The sequence below is a fragment of the Thermogutta hypogea genome (genome assembly GCF_055386265.1).
On sequence record NZ_AP042425.1, the window covers coordinates 474,434 to 493,807 of the forward strand.

Genomic DNA, 19,374 nt, shown 5'->3' on the forward strand with positions numbered 1-19,374 from the left:
AAGTCACTGTGACGCATTCTTGCGTCGGCTGCAACACGCGGCGAATCGTTCCAGCACCGTGGTCGTCCAAGTGCGGTAAAGCCGCATCATCACCGGCGTTTTCGAGCGAATCGTTTCGGTGTAACCGCAGGGAAAGCAGCTTAGATCCTGCGCATTTTCCGGGGCGGAGAGCCAGTCCGTAATCATCTCGACGGTCATTTCGGGGTGGAATTGCAGACCCCAGGCGTTGCTGCCGAACCGAAAGGCTTGATTGCGGCATTCCTCGCCGGTGGCCAGTAGCACGGCCCCCTGCGGGATGTCGAAGGTATCGCCGTGCCACTGGAACGTAATCAGTTCGGCGGGTAACCCGATGAATAGGGGGTCAAGTGCGGACGCATCGGTAAGCCGGACCTCGTACCAGCCGATTTCTTTTGTTGGGTTCTGATACACGCGAGCTCCCAGCGCTTTAGCGAGCAATTGCGCACCTAAGCAAATCCCCAAAATGGGAATCTCGCACGCCAAGGCCTGTTTGATCCATTGGATTTCGCGTTTCAAAAAGGGGTAGGTTCGCGTTTCGTCGACGTTCATCGGGCCGCCGAGGACGACCAAGCCGATGATACCGGTCCAGTCCAAGTTTGCGGGAACTTCCTCGTAGAGCGGCACGACTTGAACCGCCAGACCTGACGCGCGGAAAATTTCGTGCAATGCTCCGAGATGTTCTTGCGGAGCGTGCTGAAAGACGACGACGCGACTCACGATTCCGATCTCCTGATGACCTCCGAGTCTCGCCAAGTCAGTGTCCTGAGGCTCGGCAAAAAGCGATGGGAACTTCCTTTGCAAATGCCGTGCCGGACGGCACGCTTGCAAAGTCCGAAGACCGGGTTGGACGCTTTCGGAATCGGCTTTCTCCAGGACGCGCAGTTTGTTCCGGCGATGCAGAGTCGTCGGCTACCGCCGGCATGCCATTTTCGGCCCGTGTTTCGGCCGCGATAGGGCAAGATCGGCCCACAGGGCGAGAATGACGGCCAGCTTGGGGGGTTAGGGTTTGGGCATGTGAGCGTGGGTGCTGCCCACGGATGAGGCTTTGCTCGACGCGGCGGCAACGGAGTGCTGCACGATGATGGGCACCACTGCCTCATCGGTAGGCACCAGGCGCCATTTGGGACGCAGAAGCAGATAGATGCCCAAACCGATGAATACCCAGCCCAAGAAGGGTGGATTCATCCACAGCCACCAGGTGACGCCGACGAAGACGACGACCGGATGCGGAAATCGCATCAGCCACTGCCCCAAGGCCCCTGTAATCCGTCGGGGAATCCACGGGCTCAAGAGCAAGACCAAGGCGACGGGGATGACGAAAACGAGCACTTGGCCGAGGTCGCCCAAGGCCGATGGCGGCGGCGTCAGCAATAATGCTCGCGGGTATTCGGTTGCGACCCCGTACTCCGCCTCTCCCCCGAGGCTTTCGTAGAAACCGCGTTCCAAAAAACCTTGAACGGTCTCGTTGAAGATCGGCGGGGCGATGAGGGTCGGCTCTTGCGGCACTTCGCGAAAGACCTCGCGGCTTTTTTCCAACACGCGCGAAGCCGCCAATTCCAAGTTTGCCAACCGCGTCTCGGCCGACGGTCCCTGTTGGAAGCCCTTTCCGTGAAGCAAAACCCCGGCCCTAGCTGCTTGTCGGGCCGATTGAAAGGCTTCTCTCCAAAACACGAACCGCCGCCACGTTTCCTCGTCGGCTCCGGCGGCATTCTCCAGCAACTCCGACATCCGGTCCAAACATGCCCTCGCCGTGGCCGAATAGTATTCCCAGGCCGAGACGGAGGTCCATCGTCCTGAATCCAAGCCCGGCCGCTGCGAATCGCCGAATACCGCGAACGCGCACGATTCGATCGGTACGTCGAATTGCGGTAGCGGCAACCAAGCGGAACCGTCCGCTGTCTCGGCCCTGTTAGCCCGACCTTCGAACACCATCGTCACTAGACGAGTACGAGGCGCCTTGGGAAGCGGTATGCCGACTTGCCGCGGCGAAGTCGTGGCATGGATCGGCAGGGGGTGACCTTCCTGCCATGCCTGGAGAATTCGGCCGTTGGCGGGCAGGTCCACTCTCAGTTCAGGCCAGTCTCCGACGTCGATTTGTAGATGGATTACTGCCAGGAATCGGTCTTCGCCGGTCGGCCGCAGGACAACATCGGCGAAGGGTATCCGCGCCGGTCGCGTGCGGGCCGGGAGCACCAAAACGCCGCCGAAACCGTTGTCAAAATCGGCGCCCGCCAAGCGATACCCGCGATATTCGGGCAGAGGCATCGCGGAGAAGCCCGCTATCTCTTGGATCGCACCGGGGTCCAACTCGCCCGCTTCTTCCTCCAACGTGCATTCCCTCGGCAAGAGGAGCACCGTGTCCTCAAATACCACATCCTCCAGTTCCGGTACCGGAACCATGAGTCGGCCGCCGGAATCGAGCTGTAGTTCGGCCTCCACTTGAACCGTCGTGCTTCCGGTCCAAGGATTCGTCGCAATCAGCCGGTAAGAGGAGGCTTCCCCGTTTTCCATCGGGAGAACGGTCGCCGCGGGCGCCGTGGGCGTCCCGGCGATGCCGCCCGACGGGAAGAAAAGGCGGAATTCACCGGCGGTGCCGCCGTCGAGCAGCAGCAGGAACATCGCTTGGAGCACCCAGCGGTCTTGCTTGCGTTCCAAAATCAGGATTCGCTTGCCCCGGATCGTCGGATCATTGGGACGTACGGACAACTCCACGTCGACGCCTTGCGGATCGCGCGCGGCGAGTGTGACGACGGGAACATCCTGCGCCGCCGGCAAGACGGGCGGGAGGCTCGGCTCGGCGGTCAAACCGGCGGATCGGCGGACTTCGGTCCAGGTGTCGGGCGAGCGATAGATGTTCCAGCTCGACGTCCGGAGTCGTGCGTCGAGAAGCTGCGGTCTGGGAACGGTGAATTGTCCGTTCGACGGATGGGGTATCTCGCCCTCCAAAACGATGCGCCGGTCGCCCGGATACTCGCGGTCGTTCCACAGCAAGAGCGTGCTCGAATCGGCGATTCTTACCGGCCGCTCGGAGGCCCCGTAAAACTGGGAAACAAGCCGCAGCTTCCATTCGGGAGGAACGCGCAGCCGAAAATAGCTTCGCGGTTCGCGATCCGCAGGGATCAAGAATTGCCAGCGCAAAAGGGCACGCTCGCGTTCGACGCGGACTTGCACGGATTCATCGGCGATGAGTTCGGGGAGGACGGGTTCCGCCACGGCCGCCCAATAAGTCCTGCCGGAAGAAGCCTGATACGCAGCCGCGAACTCCGCCCCGGCTTCAGGCCAGGTTTCGGAAATGGCAGCCGTCGGAATCGAATCCCAACCGCGAATGTCATCCGGCCGAACCCGGATGCTCGGGTCCGCAACGAGCGCCAAACGGCGGCGGCTGAGCGAACCATCGAGCAGCGTCACACTGGGCAGCGTGACGCGGCCCCAACCGCCGCCTTCCTTGAGTTGGAACATCAGACGCAGGTTGGTGCTTTCCGTGATCGGCTGAGGAAAATCGATTTGCAAAACCGGCCGGCTCGGTGATTCGGACAAGAGCTGGGCGATCGGCTGAGCGTTGCCGTCAACACCCAGCCATTGCAGCCCCGGTTCGAACGTCGCCCGCACACGAGTCAACCGGCCGTCGATTACGCGCAACCGCCAGTAGACGTCCAAGGAGGCCCCGGCGGGCGTGATTCGCAGCCGGCTCAATTCGTCCGCCTCGCACAGTCCGCCGCCGAGAAGCGCGGGGCGGTCGTACCAGCGAAGCACGACCACCTCCGCGGCTCCCAAATCCACCGACCAATGGGTGCCCTCGGGGTCTCGCCTCGCTGCGCCGGCCGCGCCCACGGCCTCGATCTGAGCGATGTCGGGCGAGATGGCCAGCTCAATGCGGGAATCCGCGACCGGCGGAACGCGGACGCGAACCCCTGAATACGTTTCGCCCGCTTGCGAGCTGAGCTTGATTTGGGCTTGAATACTGTGGCGACCGGCTTGCGGAATCAGGCACCGGACCACGTTGCCTTCCACGGCGGCCGCGGCAGGCCGACCGTCCACCAGGATCCCGCCCGAAATGATTCCTTCCTGCTCGCCCCCGACGCGAAGCTCGATCTCCACATCCGACTTGAACGTCACGCACTCCCAGACGGCTTGCAGTTCCGGCAGCACATATTTCGCCGTATCCGTGCCGGGAACCAAGCTCCCGCGATATTCGGCCGACACCAGCAACCAGGCGGGAATATTCTGTGAGCGGACATTTTTTCTCCGCTGCAACTCGCGATAAAAGTCCTCCGAAAGGTAGACTTCTTTCCCGATCGGATTCCCCAGTTCATCGGTAGGTATGAAGACGCGATACGGCGGTCGCGACACGCCCGGCGTCGATGGCGAGGGGGTGGTGCCGGCCGAAGGCGTCGCCGCCGGAGCGGTGCCAAAAGGCGCGGCAGAATCGGGCACGCGGGAATCCTCGGCGACGGATATGATCCGCGCCGCGGAGGAGTTACCGCCGGGCGCGAACTCGAGCGGCTGCATTGGAGCGGCGCTTCTTTGCGGGGCGGCCGCGGACGGGACCGCCTGGGCGGATTCCAAGGCAGCCAGGCAAAACGCACCAAGCAGTACCACCTTGGAAAGGCGGCCGACGACCCGACAGGCGTCGCTGGACCCACTTTCCGCGCGATGTCCGTCGAGCGGAAGCAGCAACAAGACCACGAATCCAAGCACGGTTCCCAGGAAGACGCCCGATAACAACGGAGCGAACACGTCCGGCACGAACAATTCGGCTATCACACAAGCCACGGCCAAGAACCACAACAGACGTCGCCGATGACGCATCAGCGTCACGCAGACGGCAAAGGCAAGGAGTAGGGCGATCCACCGCGCGGAATCCACCACGGCCCGCGGAAGCAACCAAAACGTCATGCCCGGGGAAGCCGACAACGAGGGATGCGGCGGCAATTTCGCCCGCCAGCCGCTTGCAACGGGAATCTGGAAGGGAAGAACGCCGCGATCGAGGGCCCCGCGTTCGGATTGCTCACCTTGGCTTTCGCCGGGAAGTTCATTCCAAACGCGAATCCGGCAGATCCCGCCGTTTCCATCTTGGATGGCGGCTTGCTCGAACCGCTCCCACCAATCGCTTTGGGCCACGAGCTTGAAGAGCGGCGGCCGACTCCATGCAAGGTTGTCGCCGTCGCGGAGGAAGGGTAACTGCTCGCGGGCGGTCAACGTCACGGCCCGACGACCGATGAGCAGGATCAACCCCAGCTCTTCCAACACCCTCTCGCCCAATGCCGCATCGTCGGATTCCTGGGTAGCGGCCTCCCGAATCCGGTCCATGTCGGCCTGCGGAATGGGCGCCCAAGGTCGCACTCCCACACGCTCCAACATCGCGGCATCGGCCAAGAACAAGACGGCTCGCGTTGAGGGGGGGTGACTGTGAGCCGCCTCGATCAGGGAATCCGAGAATAGCCGGCCCCAAGTTAACGGCTGTAATTGCGGCGCGATTCCATCGGATACCGCCTCCCGGCCGGAAACGGCGGTAGTCGCGGCGGACGCGCCAGAATCCATCGGCTGCGGAGCGGCGGGGCGCGGGCCGAACAACCGCCGACTCTGCCGCCCCAGCTCCAACAACAAATTATCCGCCTTGCGAACCGCGGCGTCCGGAGAGGCACCCGCCGCGGAAAAAAGCACCCGGTTGATCTCCTCCAAAACCAGGAGCGGGCGATCCTCCGGACGTCTCAGCGGTCCTAGCAAACGTTGCGGCAGCGCGGTCCAACGATGATTCGGGCGCGTCAGATCGTACCACGAGACGGCCTCCCAGTCCGGCGGCACAAACAAAACCCAACGCGTGGAAGCCACCGGAAAGAGTGGCGTGGGAATGGCCGGTTGCGACCGCCGGATGAGACCGCCGCCTTGGCCCGGCTGTTCGCATTCCAAGTCCACGACCAGCACGGGTTGATCGGGAACGGAGTCCGGATCCAGCTCAAGCTCGCCCTTTTCACCCCGAATGCTCCATCGCACGGGACGGTCGTTGACCTTGGCGGACACGACTTGGAGGCTCGGCTCGTCGCCGGGCAGCCTCCAGCGAAGTTTGCCGGCGTAAAGGCGATCCACCCGGGTTCGGATGATGTGGCGGAACCGTCCCGATCCGTCAACGGCGCTGAGGACGACGCATTGATCGGCCCATGCGCTACCCTGTGAACTCTCGCCGGGCGTGACGACGATAGCGGGGACGCCGCGTCCGGCATGCAAAAGGTTCTCTTTCGAGGCCGTATAAGAGAACGTCCCCGCCCAGAGAAAATCCTCCGGCGGATCGTCGAGCAGGACCGGCAATGCTTCCAAGCCGCGGACCGTCAACCCCGCCTGAAAGCCGTCCCGTTGAAAAACCTCCACGGTGATCGGGGCATCGGGTTCGTCGGCGAAGAAGGGAAGGGCGAGACTTCCGGGCGAGAACCGTCCTTGTCGTACGCCGAGAATCGTGAAATCCCCGGCACTCTCTTCCGGTAGATGGACCTCCCAGATGGAAACCGCCGCCACCCCGGTGTCACCCACGGCTTGGGTTTCGGCGTCGCCGTTTCGGGCAGGCTGTGCGTCCGGATCGGAAACGATTCGTCGCGTGGTGCACGGCACAAATGTGCCGTCCGGTTGTCGCGCGCGCCATTCAATCTCGGACGCCGCGGGAATCCCTCCCACAAAACCTATCCGCAAGGGAGCTTTTCCGGGCCGCGTCCGGCGACCGATGACCCGGAGCTGCTCCGTGATCGTGTCGCCGTCCAAGAGAATGCGGCACGTTCCTCGCAAGTCATGATGCACCGTTCGCGGTAGAAGCCTCAACACGTAGTTCCGCCCGGCGGCGGCGAGATCCTGAATCTTGAGATCGGCGGTCGCGGCGAGGAATTCCTCCAAGGCCGGCACTTCCAAAGGTCGCTCGTGGTCCAGTGTTCCGACGCCGCGCAATTGCCACGGAATGGCCGGATCGGCGGCCAATTGGATGCTCAAGGAGTGCCTTCCGCCCGTCTCCGTCGCGTCGATACTCAGGGGAACCAATTCGCCGGGCGAGACTTCGTGCGGCTGCGGGCCGTTCCAAGGGCGGTGCGCCGTCAATCGCAGCAGGGCGGGGCGTTCCGGGATCAGTGCCCGGTTCCATCGCGTTCGGATGCACCGGCGTCCATCGTTTTGCGTCTCGATCGTCCAATCGGCCAAGGCGTTCGGTTCGACCGATTCCACGCGCTGCGGCACCCAGCCCTCCGCCAGCGGCAAGTTCCAGGCCCAAACGGCGCCGCTATCGATTTCACAGTAGACCAAGACTTCCGCGGACGCCTCGTTCGCCGCCCACTGGGTCTTGGTTGCGCTGCTCCAGGTCACGACGGGGCTGAACGCGCGGAGATCGATCCCGATTTTCGCACGAGGATCATAGCAGTTCAGTTGAATCACCCGCCCGCCGGGATCGGATGGTAACGAGGTGAACTGGGTCACTTGCCCGCCTTGAAGTGCCAAGTCCGTGACCTCCAGCGGAGCACGTACAATCAATTCCACGCGGCTGGACCGCCTGGCGAAACCGGGCGCGCTGAGCACCGGCAATTCGAGGCGACGATCCGTCCACAAGGGCATTACCGCTTGGATGCGGAGGACGCGGTCCCTTCCCTCGATCGGTGAATCAGGCCGAATGACCAGCCGTCCCGGCGAGCCGTCGTCCGTGTGCTCTTCCGACCACGCCGGTTCGCTGCCGGCCAAGATTACGCCCGTCACGCGAATACCCGGCGGCAGATTTACGAGAACCTCCGATAAAGGCTCGCCCGACACGCTGATGGACCATTGCCAAATCAAATCCAACCCGCCGAGCGAACAATCGAAAGCGGCTTCTTCGCCGTACTCGCCCTGGGGTACCGATTGATCCATGAAACGGGGGCGCACTACGTGCAGTTCCACCTTGGAGCCGGCGGCAAAGACGATATGCGTGCCGCTCCGACTACCCGTACCGGCCTGGTCGGGAACGACCGCTCCCCCTTCGACTTTCCCTAGCCGCAACGCCTCGGGCAGGCGCAGCTCCAGCTCACCTTGGAGCGAAGGCGGAAAGTGGATTTCGAACTTCAAGGTTCCATCCGGCTGGCGTCGGCCCGCCACGGACCAGCCGAATCGTAATGTGCCGCTCTCCGGGACCCAGAGCCGTGTTTCACCTTGCGGCGCGACACCCAGGGTCGCCGGGCGCGCCGCGAAGGACTCCCAAACCGGGTCGTGGATGGCGATGTTCGTGGGGGCCAAAGGCAGAACACCCGGCTCGGTATCACGGAGCACGACCTCCAATCGAGCCTCTTCCCCGCGCAAAGAATCGCCGTCCAGTACGGCCGAATAGCGTGCCCGCGCCACGTACGCCTTGGCCGGATCCTCGAGGGCCGAGCGGTTCAAGAGCGTCAGCAAGGCCTCGAACTCGTCCTTGGCCATGGGATAATACGGGACTCGGTCTCGAATCGCGTCGATATCGCCGAGGGGGACGAAAACGCGCCGAAATCGTAACGGGGGCAGGGTCGGAACTGACGAAGACTCCGCCGGGGCAGGGGTGACCGCAGCCGACGGTTCCACGGCGGCGGCGCCCCGCATCTCCGTCACGGCGAGAAAGGCGAGACAAAGCACGGGCAGCAGCCATGCCGACGCCATGGGCGAAACAACGGCGCGGACGGCGCGGCGATCGACGGCATCGCGCTTCATGGCACCGACTCCGCCTTGACCTCCGCGGCGATCATCTCCGCCGAACGAGATTGGGCCTGGCAGACGACCGTATCCGCGGAACTGCGTTCCTCCGACGCGTCCCAACCCGTTCGCGCCGGCCGCGGGCCCGCCAGACTGCGTTGCAGCATCCACGCCAGCACGGCCAGCGCGGCGCCGAAGGCCGCCGCTTGGGCGACGAGAACGCCCCAATCCATGCGAACCGCGAAGAAACTCAAAGCGGCCGTCAGCAGCAACCAGGCGAACCAGGGACGACGAACGGTCGGCGCGTAGAGCCAGAGCAAGCCCAGGGCCAGGATGACTCCGGAGCAGGAAGTCACCAACCAGGTACGGCGAACGATCCACACGCGACTGACATCGACCGGATGCAGCGAGCTGAAAAGATAGCGATTGGCCCGCAACGCCGACTGCCGGCTGTCCGTGGTCGAGCCGATCCAGGCTTCGAGTTCCTCTTCCGTGAGGCTGGGTCGGCGAGCCCAACCATAACCCTGCCATTCCCAGCGATACTCCTGGACCCATCCTTGCCCAATAGCCAAAAAGTGCTCCGTGGGAGGAAGAATAAGTTCCCAGTACCAATTCCTGCCGTAGGCCTCCGGGCCGAGCCTTGGAAACTCCAAGCGATGGCGTCCCCAACCCAGATCGACGCGCGGCAATTCATACCATACCTCGAGCAGATGCGTGACGGGTCGGCCTCCATCCGAAGGGGCTTCCAAAGGGACGATCAAGCCTTTAGGAGTGGGAGCCGAGACCTGCGCGGGCTTGCCGTCCAAAACCACCTGGACGGCCTCCCAACGCGTTCCGCGGGGCAGCGCCAATTCCACATTGCTCAGCTTGGTTCGGAAGCGGAATACGGCTCGCTCTTGGCGCCCGATCGGATCCAGCCAGGTCTGAATCCATGCCCGATCGACTGCGATCGTGCGGGCGGACGGCGAACGTACCCAAGAGATCCGTACCGAATCGACGGGTCCCGTCGCGGAGAAGAAGGATACCCCGTTGGAATCCCGTGTTAGAACCGCGTCGTCATTCTTGCTCCAAGGCGGAAGGACTTGCTGCCACGCAAGGTCCTCATCCACTTGCAAGGAAAGCATTTGCCGCACGTCGGTCGCATCCAAAGGTTGAATCAGCGGCAACACCCACTCACCGTCCTTGGCGGTGGCATTCTGAGGCAAGGCAATGGAATACGAAAGGACGACGTTGGAGTCTCCCAGCACGGCGGCGGGGAGCGGGACTTCGATCACGGTATCTTGTGCCGCCCCGGCCTCGTCACCGGCGGCTTCCGAATTCCCGGAGGGCACTCCGGCGGGTAGCTCCAGCGGGATTCTACGCCGATCCAAAAGGACCGAAAGCCCTGTAGTAGGCACCATCGCCGGCACAACCAGCCGCCATGGTTGCGTTCGCGGTTCGTACGCCACCTGAAAACGAATCTGTTGCTCGATATCCGCGCGGTTCGCTCCCACTGCGATATGCGTGGATATCTGAGCGCGCACTTCCTGCGTGTGCGTCTTCCAATCCGCGACCAGGACCGCCGGATTCTTCTGCACGCGAAAGAGCTGTGCACTCTTGCCGCGGTCGCTGTTGCCGCCCGACACGAGGCTTGCCAGCCCGACGCATTCCGACGTTCTGGGCGTCCATTGCACATTCGTCGCCGGAATGACCACCAATTCGGCCGGGACGACGACGTCGGCCCGCGGCGAGGGAAGGGTCAGTTTCAAGGGCAATTCGTCCGCACGGTGATCGCGATGCAACTTGAGGGTAACGTCGAGTTTTCCCAATACCCGCTGTTGCAACGAAAAGGTCGTCACGCCTTCGTTTTCGAAGATTCCCTCGGGCGGAACCAAGGATGAAGGCAAGATATCGTCCAAGACCCAATCGTGCAGCTCGACGGCAAAGGAGCCGCTCTCCGCGCCGCGCACTTCGTAACTCAGGCTTACTTCGGCATTGGTGCGCGACGCCGTCACCTCGAAGCGGTATCGGGGAGTTACCGTCACATGGCTCCGTCGCGGTACGGGAGTGACGCTCAGGTCGTAAGGGAATCCGAAGAATTCGAAAGCAAACGCGGCTTCCGCACCCCCGGCCAGGAGTTTGGGTTCAATTTGCCGAATCCCCTGGGAATTGCCCCACAAAAGCAGCAGATCATTCGGCACGACAAGCCCGATTCTTCCCGTTTGCCGAACGGCCCCCAGCACTTCGAACCCGGCGAGCGGTATGGGGGAGTTGCCTTCGGGAACAGAGCGCTGAGCCGCCAAGCGGATTTCTACGGGCCCGGAGGCGGGGCGTTCCGCCACGAGTTCCACCACCCTGCCGCCGGCCGCACCGTTCACCGGCCCGCCCGGCTGTGCGCGAAACGTCGTGCTCACCCCGTCCGCGCTCACCAAATCGCATTCCGGAGGCAGCTTCACCGTGAGTCTTTCCAGCGGACCGCCATACGTCTTGACCGACAGCCGGGCATCGAATGACAGTTTCCCGGTTCCGAAACGGACCAGGGTCTCACCGTCGACCTCCATCACGGTGCCGCCCTCGGCCTGCTTCGAGCGATCTTCCTGCCAGGCGATTTTCAGGGACGGGCCGAGCCCTATCAATTCCAAGCGGGATCCGCCCTCCGGCAAGGTCGTCACTTGAAGGATGCCGCTCCCGCTGCGATTCGTCGCGATTAGCGGCGATTCGGGGATTTCCAGTTGCAAATGGGAGACGGCGGCGTCGGGTAAACTCAACGAGATCCCGTGCTCATTTCCCAGGTCCTCCACCGGTACGAGCATTTCGAGCCGAATCAACTGGTCCTGAGCCGGATCACCACGTACGTAGGCCGTATAGTCCCAGCCCGGCCGATTGGGGACCAACCACATTTCGCCTCCGCCTTGGTACTCCGGCGGACTTACCGGAACGGCTTCGCCCATTCGCAAGGGTACGCGGACCGTTTCCACGTCTTTGACGCGCAGCGAAATCTCGGCCTTCAGTCTGGCGACAGCGCCCTCGATCTTCCCTGTCAATTTGATCTCATTCACCACGAACCGCGGCGTGGAATCGGTCTGCACCAAACCGTCCCGGATGCGGACCAATTCCTCGAATTGTTCCATCGTCCAGCCCAGCATCAGTTTCAGATTGCCGTCGGCATCGCGAAGGTAGATCTGCTCCGGCTGAGCCTCTTGCACCACAGGGCCCGTGACGGGGGGAGTTGCCCGCGGTAACGCAGGCGTCGAGGGCGGGGTGGCAGCTTCCGACGGTTCCGATCCGCCGGCGACCGACGGGGGCGTGCCTTGCGCCGCCGCCTCTTCCGCAAAGGCAGCCTGAGATATTCCGACCACGTGCGCGAACGGTCCGTTCAGCCCCGCCACCAGGCCGAACACCGCAACGAGGAGAAATACGCCGGCACAAGCGCGGACCGCTGCCGCCTTTCGGCTGGGAGCGGCAGACCGCTCCTCGGCGAAGTTGCGAATTGGTTCGCGAATCGACTCGCAATCCAAAGCTATCCCCCCTGAAAGCCGGGGTTTCGGGATTTCGGCTAGACCTAAAAGATGAGACCGGCGGATATTTTCCCCGTAACCGGCAAGGTCAATACCCATGCTCCAGTTTACTCAATCCTTTGATTCGCGGCAAAGATTCGCAGGCGAACCATCGGTTTACGGACCGGACGTGCGAGACTGAATTCGAAGCGGCGCTCCCCAAGAGCCGCCCATTTGGGAACAAGCGTCTGTAGCTATTTGCTAAACGCTTTATTTCGACATCCGATACCTAGGTCGGGTGCGAGATGACGGCATACGATCAAAGCGTGCGGATGTGAAAGCCGCCATCCACGAGGAAACAATTGCCGGTGCTGAAGGAGAAGGCTCCCGATACGATCGCCCCGACGGCGGACGCCACGTCCTCGGGGCTGCCCCAGCGGCGAATCGGCCAGTAGCCCTCCGCGATAAGGCGATCGTACTTTTCCTTGACCGGTGCCGTCATGTCGCTTTCGATCACACCGGGGCAGACCTCGTGAACGAAAATATGCTCGTCTGCCAGGCGTTGGGCGAAAAGTTTGGTCATCATCCCAATCGCGCTCTTGGTGATGCAGTAATCTCCGCGGTTCGTGGAAACGGCGAAGGCCGATATGGAGGAGATGTTGATGATATGGCCTTCCCGGACGATTCGCGCCTGAATCAGGCGAATCATCTCTTTGGCCGCGATCTGGGACAAGAAAAACGGCCCTTTGAGATTGGTATCGAACACGGCGTCCCAGGACTCCTCCGTGGCCTCCAGGATATCTCGGCGGCCGACCGAAGTAATCCCGGCGTTGTTCACGAGGACGTCCAGGCGACCAAACTCCCTCAGAGCGGAGTCAAGGAGGTGTTGTCGGTCTTCTTTGTTTCCGACGTTGCCTTGCAGCGCCGCCGCAGCGCCGCCGTCCGCGCGGATTTCTGCGACCACCGATTCTGCTGCATCGACGCTCCGCGCGTAGTTCACCACGACCGCGAATCCGAGCTTGGCCAAGCGGCGACAAATGGCGGCCCCGATTCCTCGAGATCCCCCCGTCACCAGGGCGCAGGGCATTCCCTTTGCCGAGGCATTCATAACCGATTCTCCCACGTGCACGATAGGACCAAAGAGCACTCCCGGCGTTGAGTCACCCGTGGAACGGCGGCTCTCGACACGAGAACCTCGCGACGGCCCGCTTACGACGGCCAGATTACGCATTCTCCGAGGGTGTGCGGCAATGGGACCCGTCCAAACGCCCCGGTTCGATGGAAGGGCACGTTCCGCCGTGTTCACCTCGCTTTCCGGACGGAACACGCTCCTCTCGGCGCAGGCGGCTCCATTCCCCATCGCCCTCCATTATCGCAAAGCGCGTCGGGGCGTGCGACCCGGCATCAGAATCGGCGGGAAAGCGTCGCCGTCTTTGTCCCCAGGGCGTGGGGGGCGTCCAAGAACTTACTCCAGACGCTTGCGATACAGTCGCAGACTGTTGAGGACGACGGAAACGTCGCTGAGGGCCATGGCCGCCGCGGCGGCCGGAGCGGGGACGAGGAAGCCGGTCCACGGGACGGCCACGCCCGCGGCTAGGGGAATCAAAACGGCATTGTAGATCAAGGCCCAAAAGAAGTTTTCCCAAATCGTCGCCATGGTGTTGCGGCTGAGGGCCAAGCACTCGGGAATCGCGCGGAGATCGCGCCCAATGAGGACCACGTCGGCTGACTCCTTGGCCACATCGGCGCCCGCGCCCAGGGCAATGCCGACGTCGGCCGCCGCCAGAGCCGGTGCGTCGTTCACGCCGTCCCCGACCATCGCCACGCAATGCCCCTCGCGTTGCAGCTTCCGTACTACCTCGAATTTGTCGTCGGGCCGGACTTCCGCGACGATCTCCTCGATACCCAGTCGGCGACCGATTCGTTCCGCCACCTCGCGGCGATCGCCGGTCAACATCACAATCCGTAGTCCCCGGCGACGGAGCGCGGCGACGGCCTCGTGGCTGCTTTCGGCGGGGACATCCGCAAACTGGAGCAATCCCAGCAGCTTCCCTTCGCCCACCACCCAAACGCGGATTTCCCCTGCCGTGTCGGTTTGCCCGTTCCCATCGTTTGGTTGGGAAGATTGCAGGAAGGCGACGGCCTCTGCCGGCGACATACCGTCGGGAAGCACCGCGTCGCCGCCGACAAGCAATTCCCGGCCGTTCAGCAAGGCTCGAATTCCGATGCCGGGAAGAAGATCCGTCGTTTCCGCAGGCTCCCAAGAGATTCCTCGGCGCCTCGCCTCGGTGACAATAGTCGCCGCTAGAGGATGAAGGCTGGTTTGCTCGGCGGCGGCGGCCCACCGTAACAGGTCCTCCGGCTCGGTTCCTGGAGCGGCCGTCGTTTTCACCAGTTGCGGTCGGCCCAACGTCAACGTCCCGGTCTTGTCTAAGACGATGACATCCACGTTGCCCATCGTCTCCAAGACTTCCGCGTTCTTGCTGAGGATGCCGCGGCGAGCGCCGATGCCGGCGGCGACCATCAGCGCGGCGGGCGTGGCGACGCCCAAAGCGCATGGGCAGGCGATCACCAAAACCGCCACCAAGGCATTGAGAGCCGTGCCCCATCGACCCAAGACGAGGCCCCATATCACCAGCGAGGTCAGCGCAATAGCCACAACAACGGGTACGAACCAGGCCACGAGGCGGTCGGCCAATCGCCCGATCCGCGGTTTTCCCGATTGCACCTGGCGAACGAGCCGAACCACCTGGGCCAAAGCGGTTTCACTCGCGGGCTTGAGTACCTCCACTTGCAACGGACCGGTTAGGTTGATGCTTCCCGCCAAGACCCCTTCGCCGGGCCTCTTGGGCACGGGCAGGGCTTCGCCCGTCAACCAAGACTCATCGACGTCCGACGTCCCTTGCACGATGACGCCGTCCAAGGGAACCTTTTCTCCCACGCGAACCAGCACGAGGGCACCTTGGGGGATGCCGTCCACCGGGGTCTCGCGAAAATCGTCTTCCACCCGCATCAGTGCCGTCGGGGGAGACAAATCCATGAGCTGCCGAATCGCGTGCGAGGCGCGAACCTTGACCTTGGACTCCAGATATCGTCCGAATGAAATAAAGGTCAGGATCATCACCGAGTCACTGAAATACATCGAAACACCGGACCCGCCGTGTCCGATTCCCATCGTCTCGTGAAGCGAGAGGCCGGGAAACAGCGTTTCGGCGAAGGCCGCCGCGAAGGCCGTCCAGGTTCCCAGGGCGACCAACGCATCCATGCCGATAGCACCGTGACGAAGCTGCCGCAGTGCCGCCCAAGCGATCGGACCGCCGACAACGAGCTGCACCGAGCCGGCCCCAACCACGGCCAGGACGAGCGCCCATCCCGACGCAGGCAGCGCGAACATGGCCGCCAAAACGATTACCAGACCGATCAGCCCGAAAAGCGAATCTCGCAAGCGGCTCTTGGCATAACGTTCCTGCCGGTCCCACGGAGACTGCTGATGGTCCGATTCCGGTAGGACGTCGGTCCCCGAGGGACGAGTATGTCCCTCGGCAGTTCGGGGCGTCCGTCCTCGCAGTTGAGCCTGATAGCCGGCCGAGCGAACCGCCTCGATTAGTCGCGTGGGAGTTTCTTCCCCTGCCGGGGCGATGACCCGAGCCTGCTGCGTCATCAGATCGACAGCGGCATCGGCCACGCCGGGCACCGAGCGGAGAGCGTTTTCCACGCGAGCGACGCATCCCGCGCAGTGCATCCCGTCGATATCCAACACGATTTCGCACCCGGCCGCGCTGTCGCGGGGGAATTCCCGAGCTTGTTTCATGACGATCGTTCGAACTATTTCAAAGGTCTGTCCAACTACACGCGGATGCTCAACCGAGGATTCTCATCTCAGCGCTATTCGAATCGAGGCTCGCCCTCTCCGGACCGCGGAGCCGAATGCGCATGGTTGAAAATGCTCAATGTCTCTAGGGAATTGTATCGCTCTTTTGCCGCAAGCGTTCAAAAGGTCGGGTAGCGTGGCGGCATGCTCTTTTCGCCACCCGGCCGGCCGAGCAGTACTGCCACGCAGAATAAAACGCGACCCCCGGCACAGGGCCGAGGGTCGCAACATGGCAAAGGCAACTGGAGCCAGGACAAACCGACCGTTGCCCGCCGAGAATTCCGGCGGACACCTTGGCTCAAAGAGCTATCGGCGCGATCAGTACGGTTTGTAAACGCCGGGCTGCGGGATCGGATATTCGCCGTTTTCATTCTTCGTGACAGGCGGATCCTGCTCCCACGACGTGATCTCGGGGGCCAAAGCCGGCATCCCTTGAACGGCGTCGTCCCACTTCACGACCTGCCCGCTGTAGGTCGCCAAGCGGCCGAGGATGGCCGTAAACGTGCTGTTGGCGCCGAAGTAACCCTCGTTGTAGTGTTCGTTTTTGACGATCGCGTTCAGGAGGTCGATGTGCTCCTGCACGTACGGGTTCGTGCCGCCGGGGCCGCTGGTGCAACCGGAAACGCCCTTGGTGCCGTGGGCGGCTTCCGAAACGCTGTTCCAACAATTGTTGATTTGCCGGCACTGGCTGAACATCTTCACTCCGTTCGCATAGGTAAATTCCACGAAGTGATGATCGAAGATCTGGCCCACGCCGCGGTTGTCGCCGCGATACCGCATCTCGCAGCCGCCCATGCCGTTGGCCTCAACGGGGTGATCGTCCATCACCCAGTTGCAGACATCGAGGTTATGGACGTGCTGTTCAACGATGTTGTCACCGCTCAGCCAGGTGAAATGGTACCAGTTGTGGACCTGATATTGCAGCTCATTCATGCCGGGATCGGGACGGCGAATCCAAATGGCCCCGCCGTTCCAGTAGCAGCGGAGGAAGGTGATGTCGCCGATCTTGCCTTCCTTGATGGCGGCGATCTCGCGAATGTAGTTGGCCTGGTGATGGCGTTGCAGCCCCACGCCCACTTTCAGGCCCTTCTCATCGGCCAGCTTATTGGCCTCCATCACCATCCGATAACCGGGGGCGTCCACGCAGACCGGCTTTTCCATGAAGACATGCTTGCCGGCCTCGATGGCGTACTTGTATTGATACGGCCGGAATCCCGGGGGCGAAGCATTGATCATCATATCGACGCCGCAGTCGATGGCTTTTTTGTAGGCGTCCAGCCCCACGAACACGCGGTCGTCGGGTAGATCGACGACATCCGGGCCGAATTCCTTGCGGAGGTTTTCGGCGGTACCCTTCGCCCGGTTCTCGAAGGCGTCGGAGACGGCCACAACCTGGACCTTCAGGCCGGCCTCGGCAGCCGCCTTCAGGTTGTCGCGGACGGCACCGTTACCCCGACCGCCGCACCCGACCAAGCACACTTTGATCACGTCGCTGCCCGCGGCGTGCACCGCACGGGAAAGATGGAGGCCGGTCACGGCCGCTCCGCCCACGATCGCGGAGCTTTTCAAGAAACTTCGCCGAGAGGCCGATGTCAAGTTCTCGTTCATTGCCGCATCTCCTAATTCATCGGTTGCAAAGGACACAAAATTATGTTCACCGCCCGGCGGCCGTGAACATGACCGCATTCCAGCGCACAAACCCCGCCGGCAAGCCTTGTCCGGTGCCGAATCAATACTTCCCTCCCTGCGCCTTGCGGTAATTCCGCAGAATTTCGGGATCAGGCTCGTACATTTTCGCCTCTTCCTCGGTTGGAAGTCGCAAGGGACGGATCACGCGGAAACCTACGAACGGAGCATCGGTAAGGTACCAGATGCTCTGCGGAATCTGCGGGTCCTGCATCTTCCAGTCGGGATGCGAGCCGCGGCGAGCCGCACTGCGGAGCATCTCCGGATCGTCCGCCCAAGAGCCGCCGCGGACCGTGATCGGGAACTCCTTTTGCACCGGAATCAACGGATTCTTGACGGTCTGACCGGCGAAGCGTTGATAGGCGTCGGGTACGTACTGATCCAGGACCCATTCCGCCACGTTCCCGTGCATGTCGTAAAGGCCCCAGGCGTTCGGCTTCTTCTCGCCCACCTTGTGAAACTTGTCGTCGCTATTGTCGAAGTACCAGCCGTAGTCGTCCAGATCCTCGGGATCGTCGCCGAAGGAATAGGCCGTAGTCGTGCCGGCACGGCACGCATATTCCCACTCCGCTTCGGTGGGGAGCCGGTAATAGCGGCCGGTCTTGGCGGAAAGCCATTTGCAGAAGTGCTGGGCCGCGTACTGCGTCATGCAGGCGGCGGGCCGATCCTTTTTGCCCATGCCGAAAGACATATCCGTATAGGGCGGGGTGGGACGGGCGATCGCGTCCGCGAACTTGTCCCAGTCGGTCGCCTGTTCCCGCAACTGCTCCCGACGACGCTTGTCCAATTCGAAGGACCAGGTTTCGTAGGCGTCCCAAACGGTTTCGTATTTCGCCATCCAGAACGGTTCGACGATGACTTCGTGCTGCGGGCCTTCATCATCCTTGCGGCCCTCTTCCGATTCCGGGCTGCCCATCACGAACTTCCCGCCCGGTATCGGCACCATGTCGAATTTGATGTCGGTCCCGACGATCACTTCCGTGTAGGGTTTCATGTCCGCTTCCGCAGCGGCATCGGCATCCGGGACGGGATACGGCTTCGGCAGCCACTTGATGACATAATCTTCCGCGGGGTTCACGTCGCCCGCGGACTCTTCCGCCTGGGCAAGCCTCCAGCCGCACACCATGGCGCCTACGGCCAAACCAACCAGCAACATCGACCGAAATTGCATGTACCGACGACCTCTCCTCAAGGGGCCTATGAAACGATCCCACGCCGCTTTCGGCCGGCCCTCGCCGAACCTTATCGGCGAATGCCCGCATACCACGCGGCGAACCCTATGTCCTCCCCGCAAACATTCATCATGACCTACCCCGGCGGCGGTCCGCAATCATCCGGCCGAAATACCCGGCGTTGCGAACTGGCCGACCGATCTCGTGCTCACCTTTTGTGCGGTGGCGCGATCCCGAAAAAACCGGATCGCCATCGGCGGCGGGAACCCGACAATCCTACGACTATGCGGGTTTCGGTATGGATAGGTCCGGCGCATCGTGTCGTGATGACGAACACGAAACGGCCGTCATTATAAGTGGAGCTGTTGTGGAACGCAAACCACCCGAAGGCCGTTAATCGAATATTGCCAACTGCGTCCGGCGACAAAGCCGTAACGGACCTCGCGATCGGCACGCCTGCAAGCCGAGTCTTGGCGAACAGCGCGTGCGG

Annotated in this window: 7 protein-coding genes; all 7 read right to left on the reverse strand. The window is 62.5% G+C overall.

Going from position 1 to position 19,374, the window contains the following annotated elements:
• Positions 1–3: 3 nt before the first annotated feature.
• Positions 4–735, reverse strand: coding sequence for a type 1 glutamine amidotransferase (locus ACZ5B4_RS01580; protein WP_464912688.1), 732 nt, complete (start codon positions 733–735; stop codon positions 4–6).
• A 282-nt stretch (positions 736–1,017) separates the two neighbouring features.
• On the reverse strand, positions 1,018–8,697 hold the full coding sequence (locus ACZ5B4_RS01585; protein ID WP_464912689.1) for a hypothetical protein: 7,680 nt from the start codon (positions 8,695–8,697) through the stop codon (positions 1,018–1,020).
• Positions 8,694–12,275, reverse strand: coding sequence for a hypothetical protein (locus tag ACZ5B4_RS01590; RefSeq protein WP_464912690.1), 3,582 nt, complete (start codon positions 12,273–12,275; stop codon positions 8,694–8,696). Before ACZ5B4_RS01590 ends, ACZ5B4_RS01585 begins: the two co-directional genes overlap by 4 nt.
• A 199-nt stretch (positions 12,276–12,474) precedes the next feature.
• Positions 12,475–13,263 carry a 3-ketoacyl-ACP reductase gene (locus ACZ5B4_RS01595; protein WP_464912691.1) on the reverse strand — a complete coding sequence of 263 codons (789 nt, stop codon included), beginning with the start codon at positions 13,261–13,263 and terminating at the stop codon, positions 12,475–12,477.
• Positions 13,264–13,620: 357 nt separating this feature from the next.
• Positions 13,621–15,966, reverse strand: a complete 2,346-nt coding sequence (locus ACZ5B4_RS01600; RefSeq protein ID WP_464912692.1) for a heavy metal translocating P-type ATPase — start codon at positions 15,964–15,966, stop codon at positions 13,621–13,623.
• A gap of 378 nt (positions 15,967–16,344) precedes the next feature.
• Positions 16,345–17,634 (reverse strand): Gfo/Idh/MocA family oxidoreductase, encoded by a 1,290-nt coding sequence (locus tag ACZ5B4_RS01605; RefSeq protein WP_464912693.1) that lies wholly within the window; start codon positions 17,632–17,634, stop codon positions 16,345–16,347.
• 121 nt (positions 17,635–17,755) lie between these two features.
• Positions 17,756–18,883, reverse strand: coding sequence for a formylglycine-generating enzyme family protein (locus tag ACZ5B4_RS01610; RefSeq protein WP_464912694.1), 1,128 nt, complete (start codon positions 18,881–18,883; stop codon positions 17,756–17,758).
• Positions 18,884–19,374 lie beyond the last annotated feature (491 nt).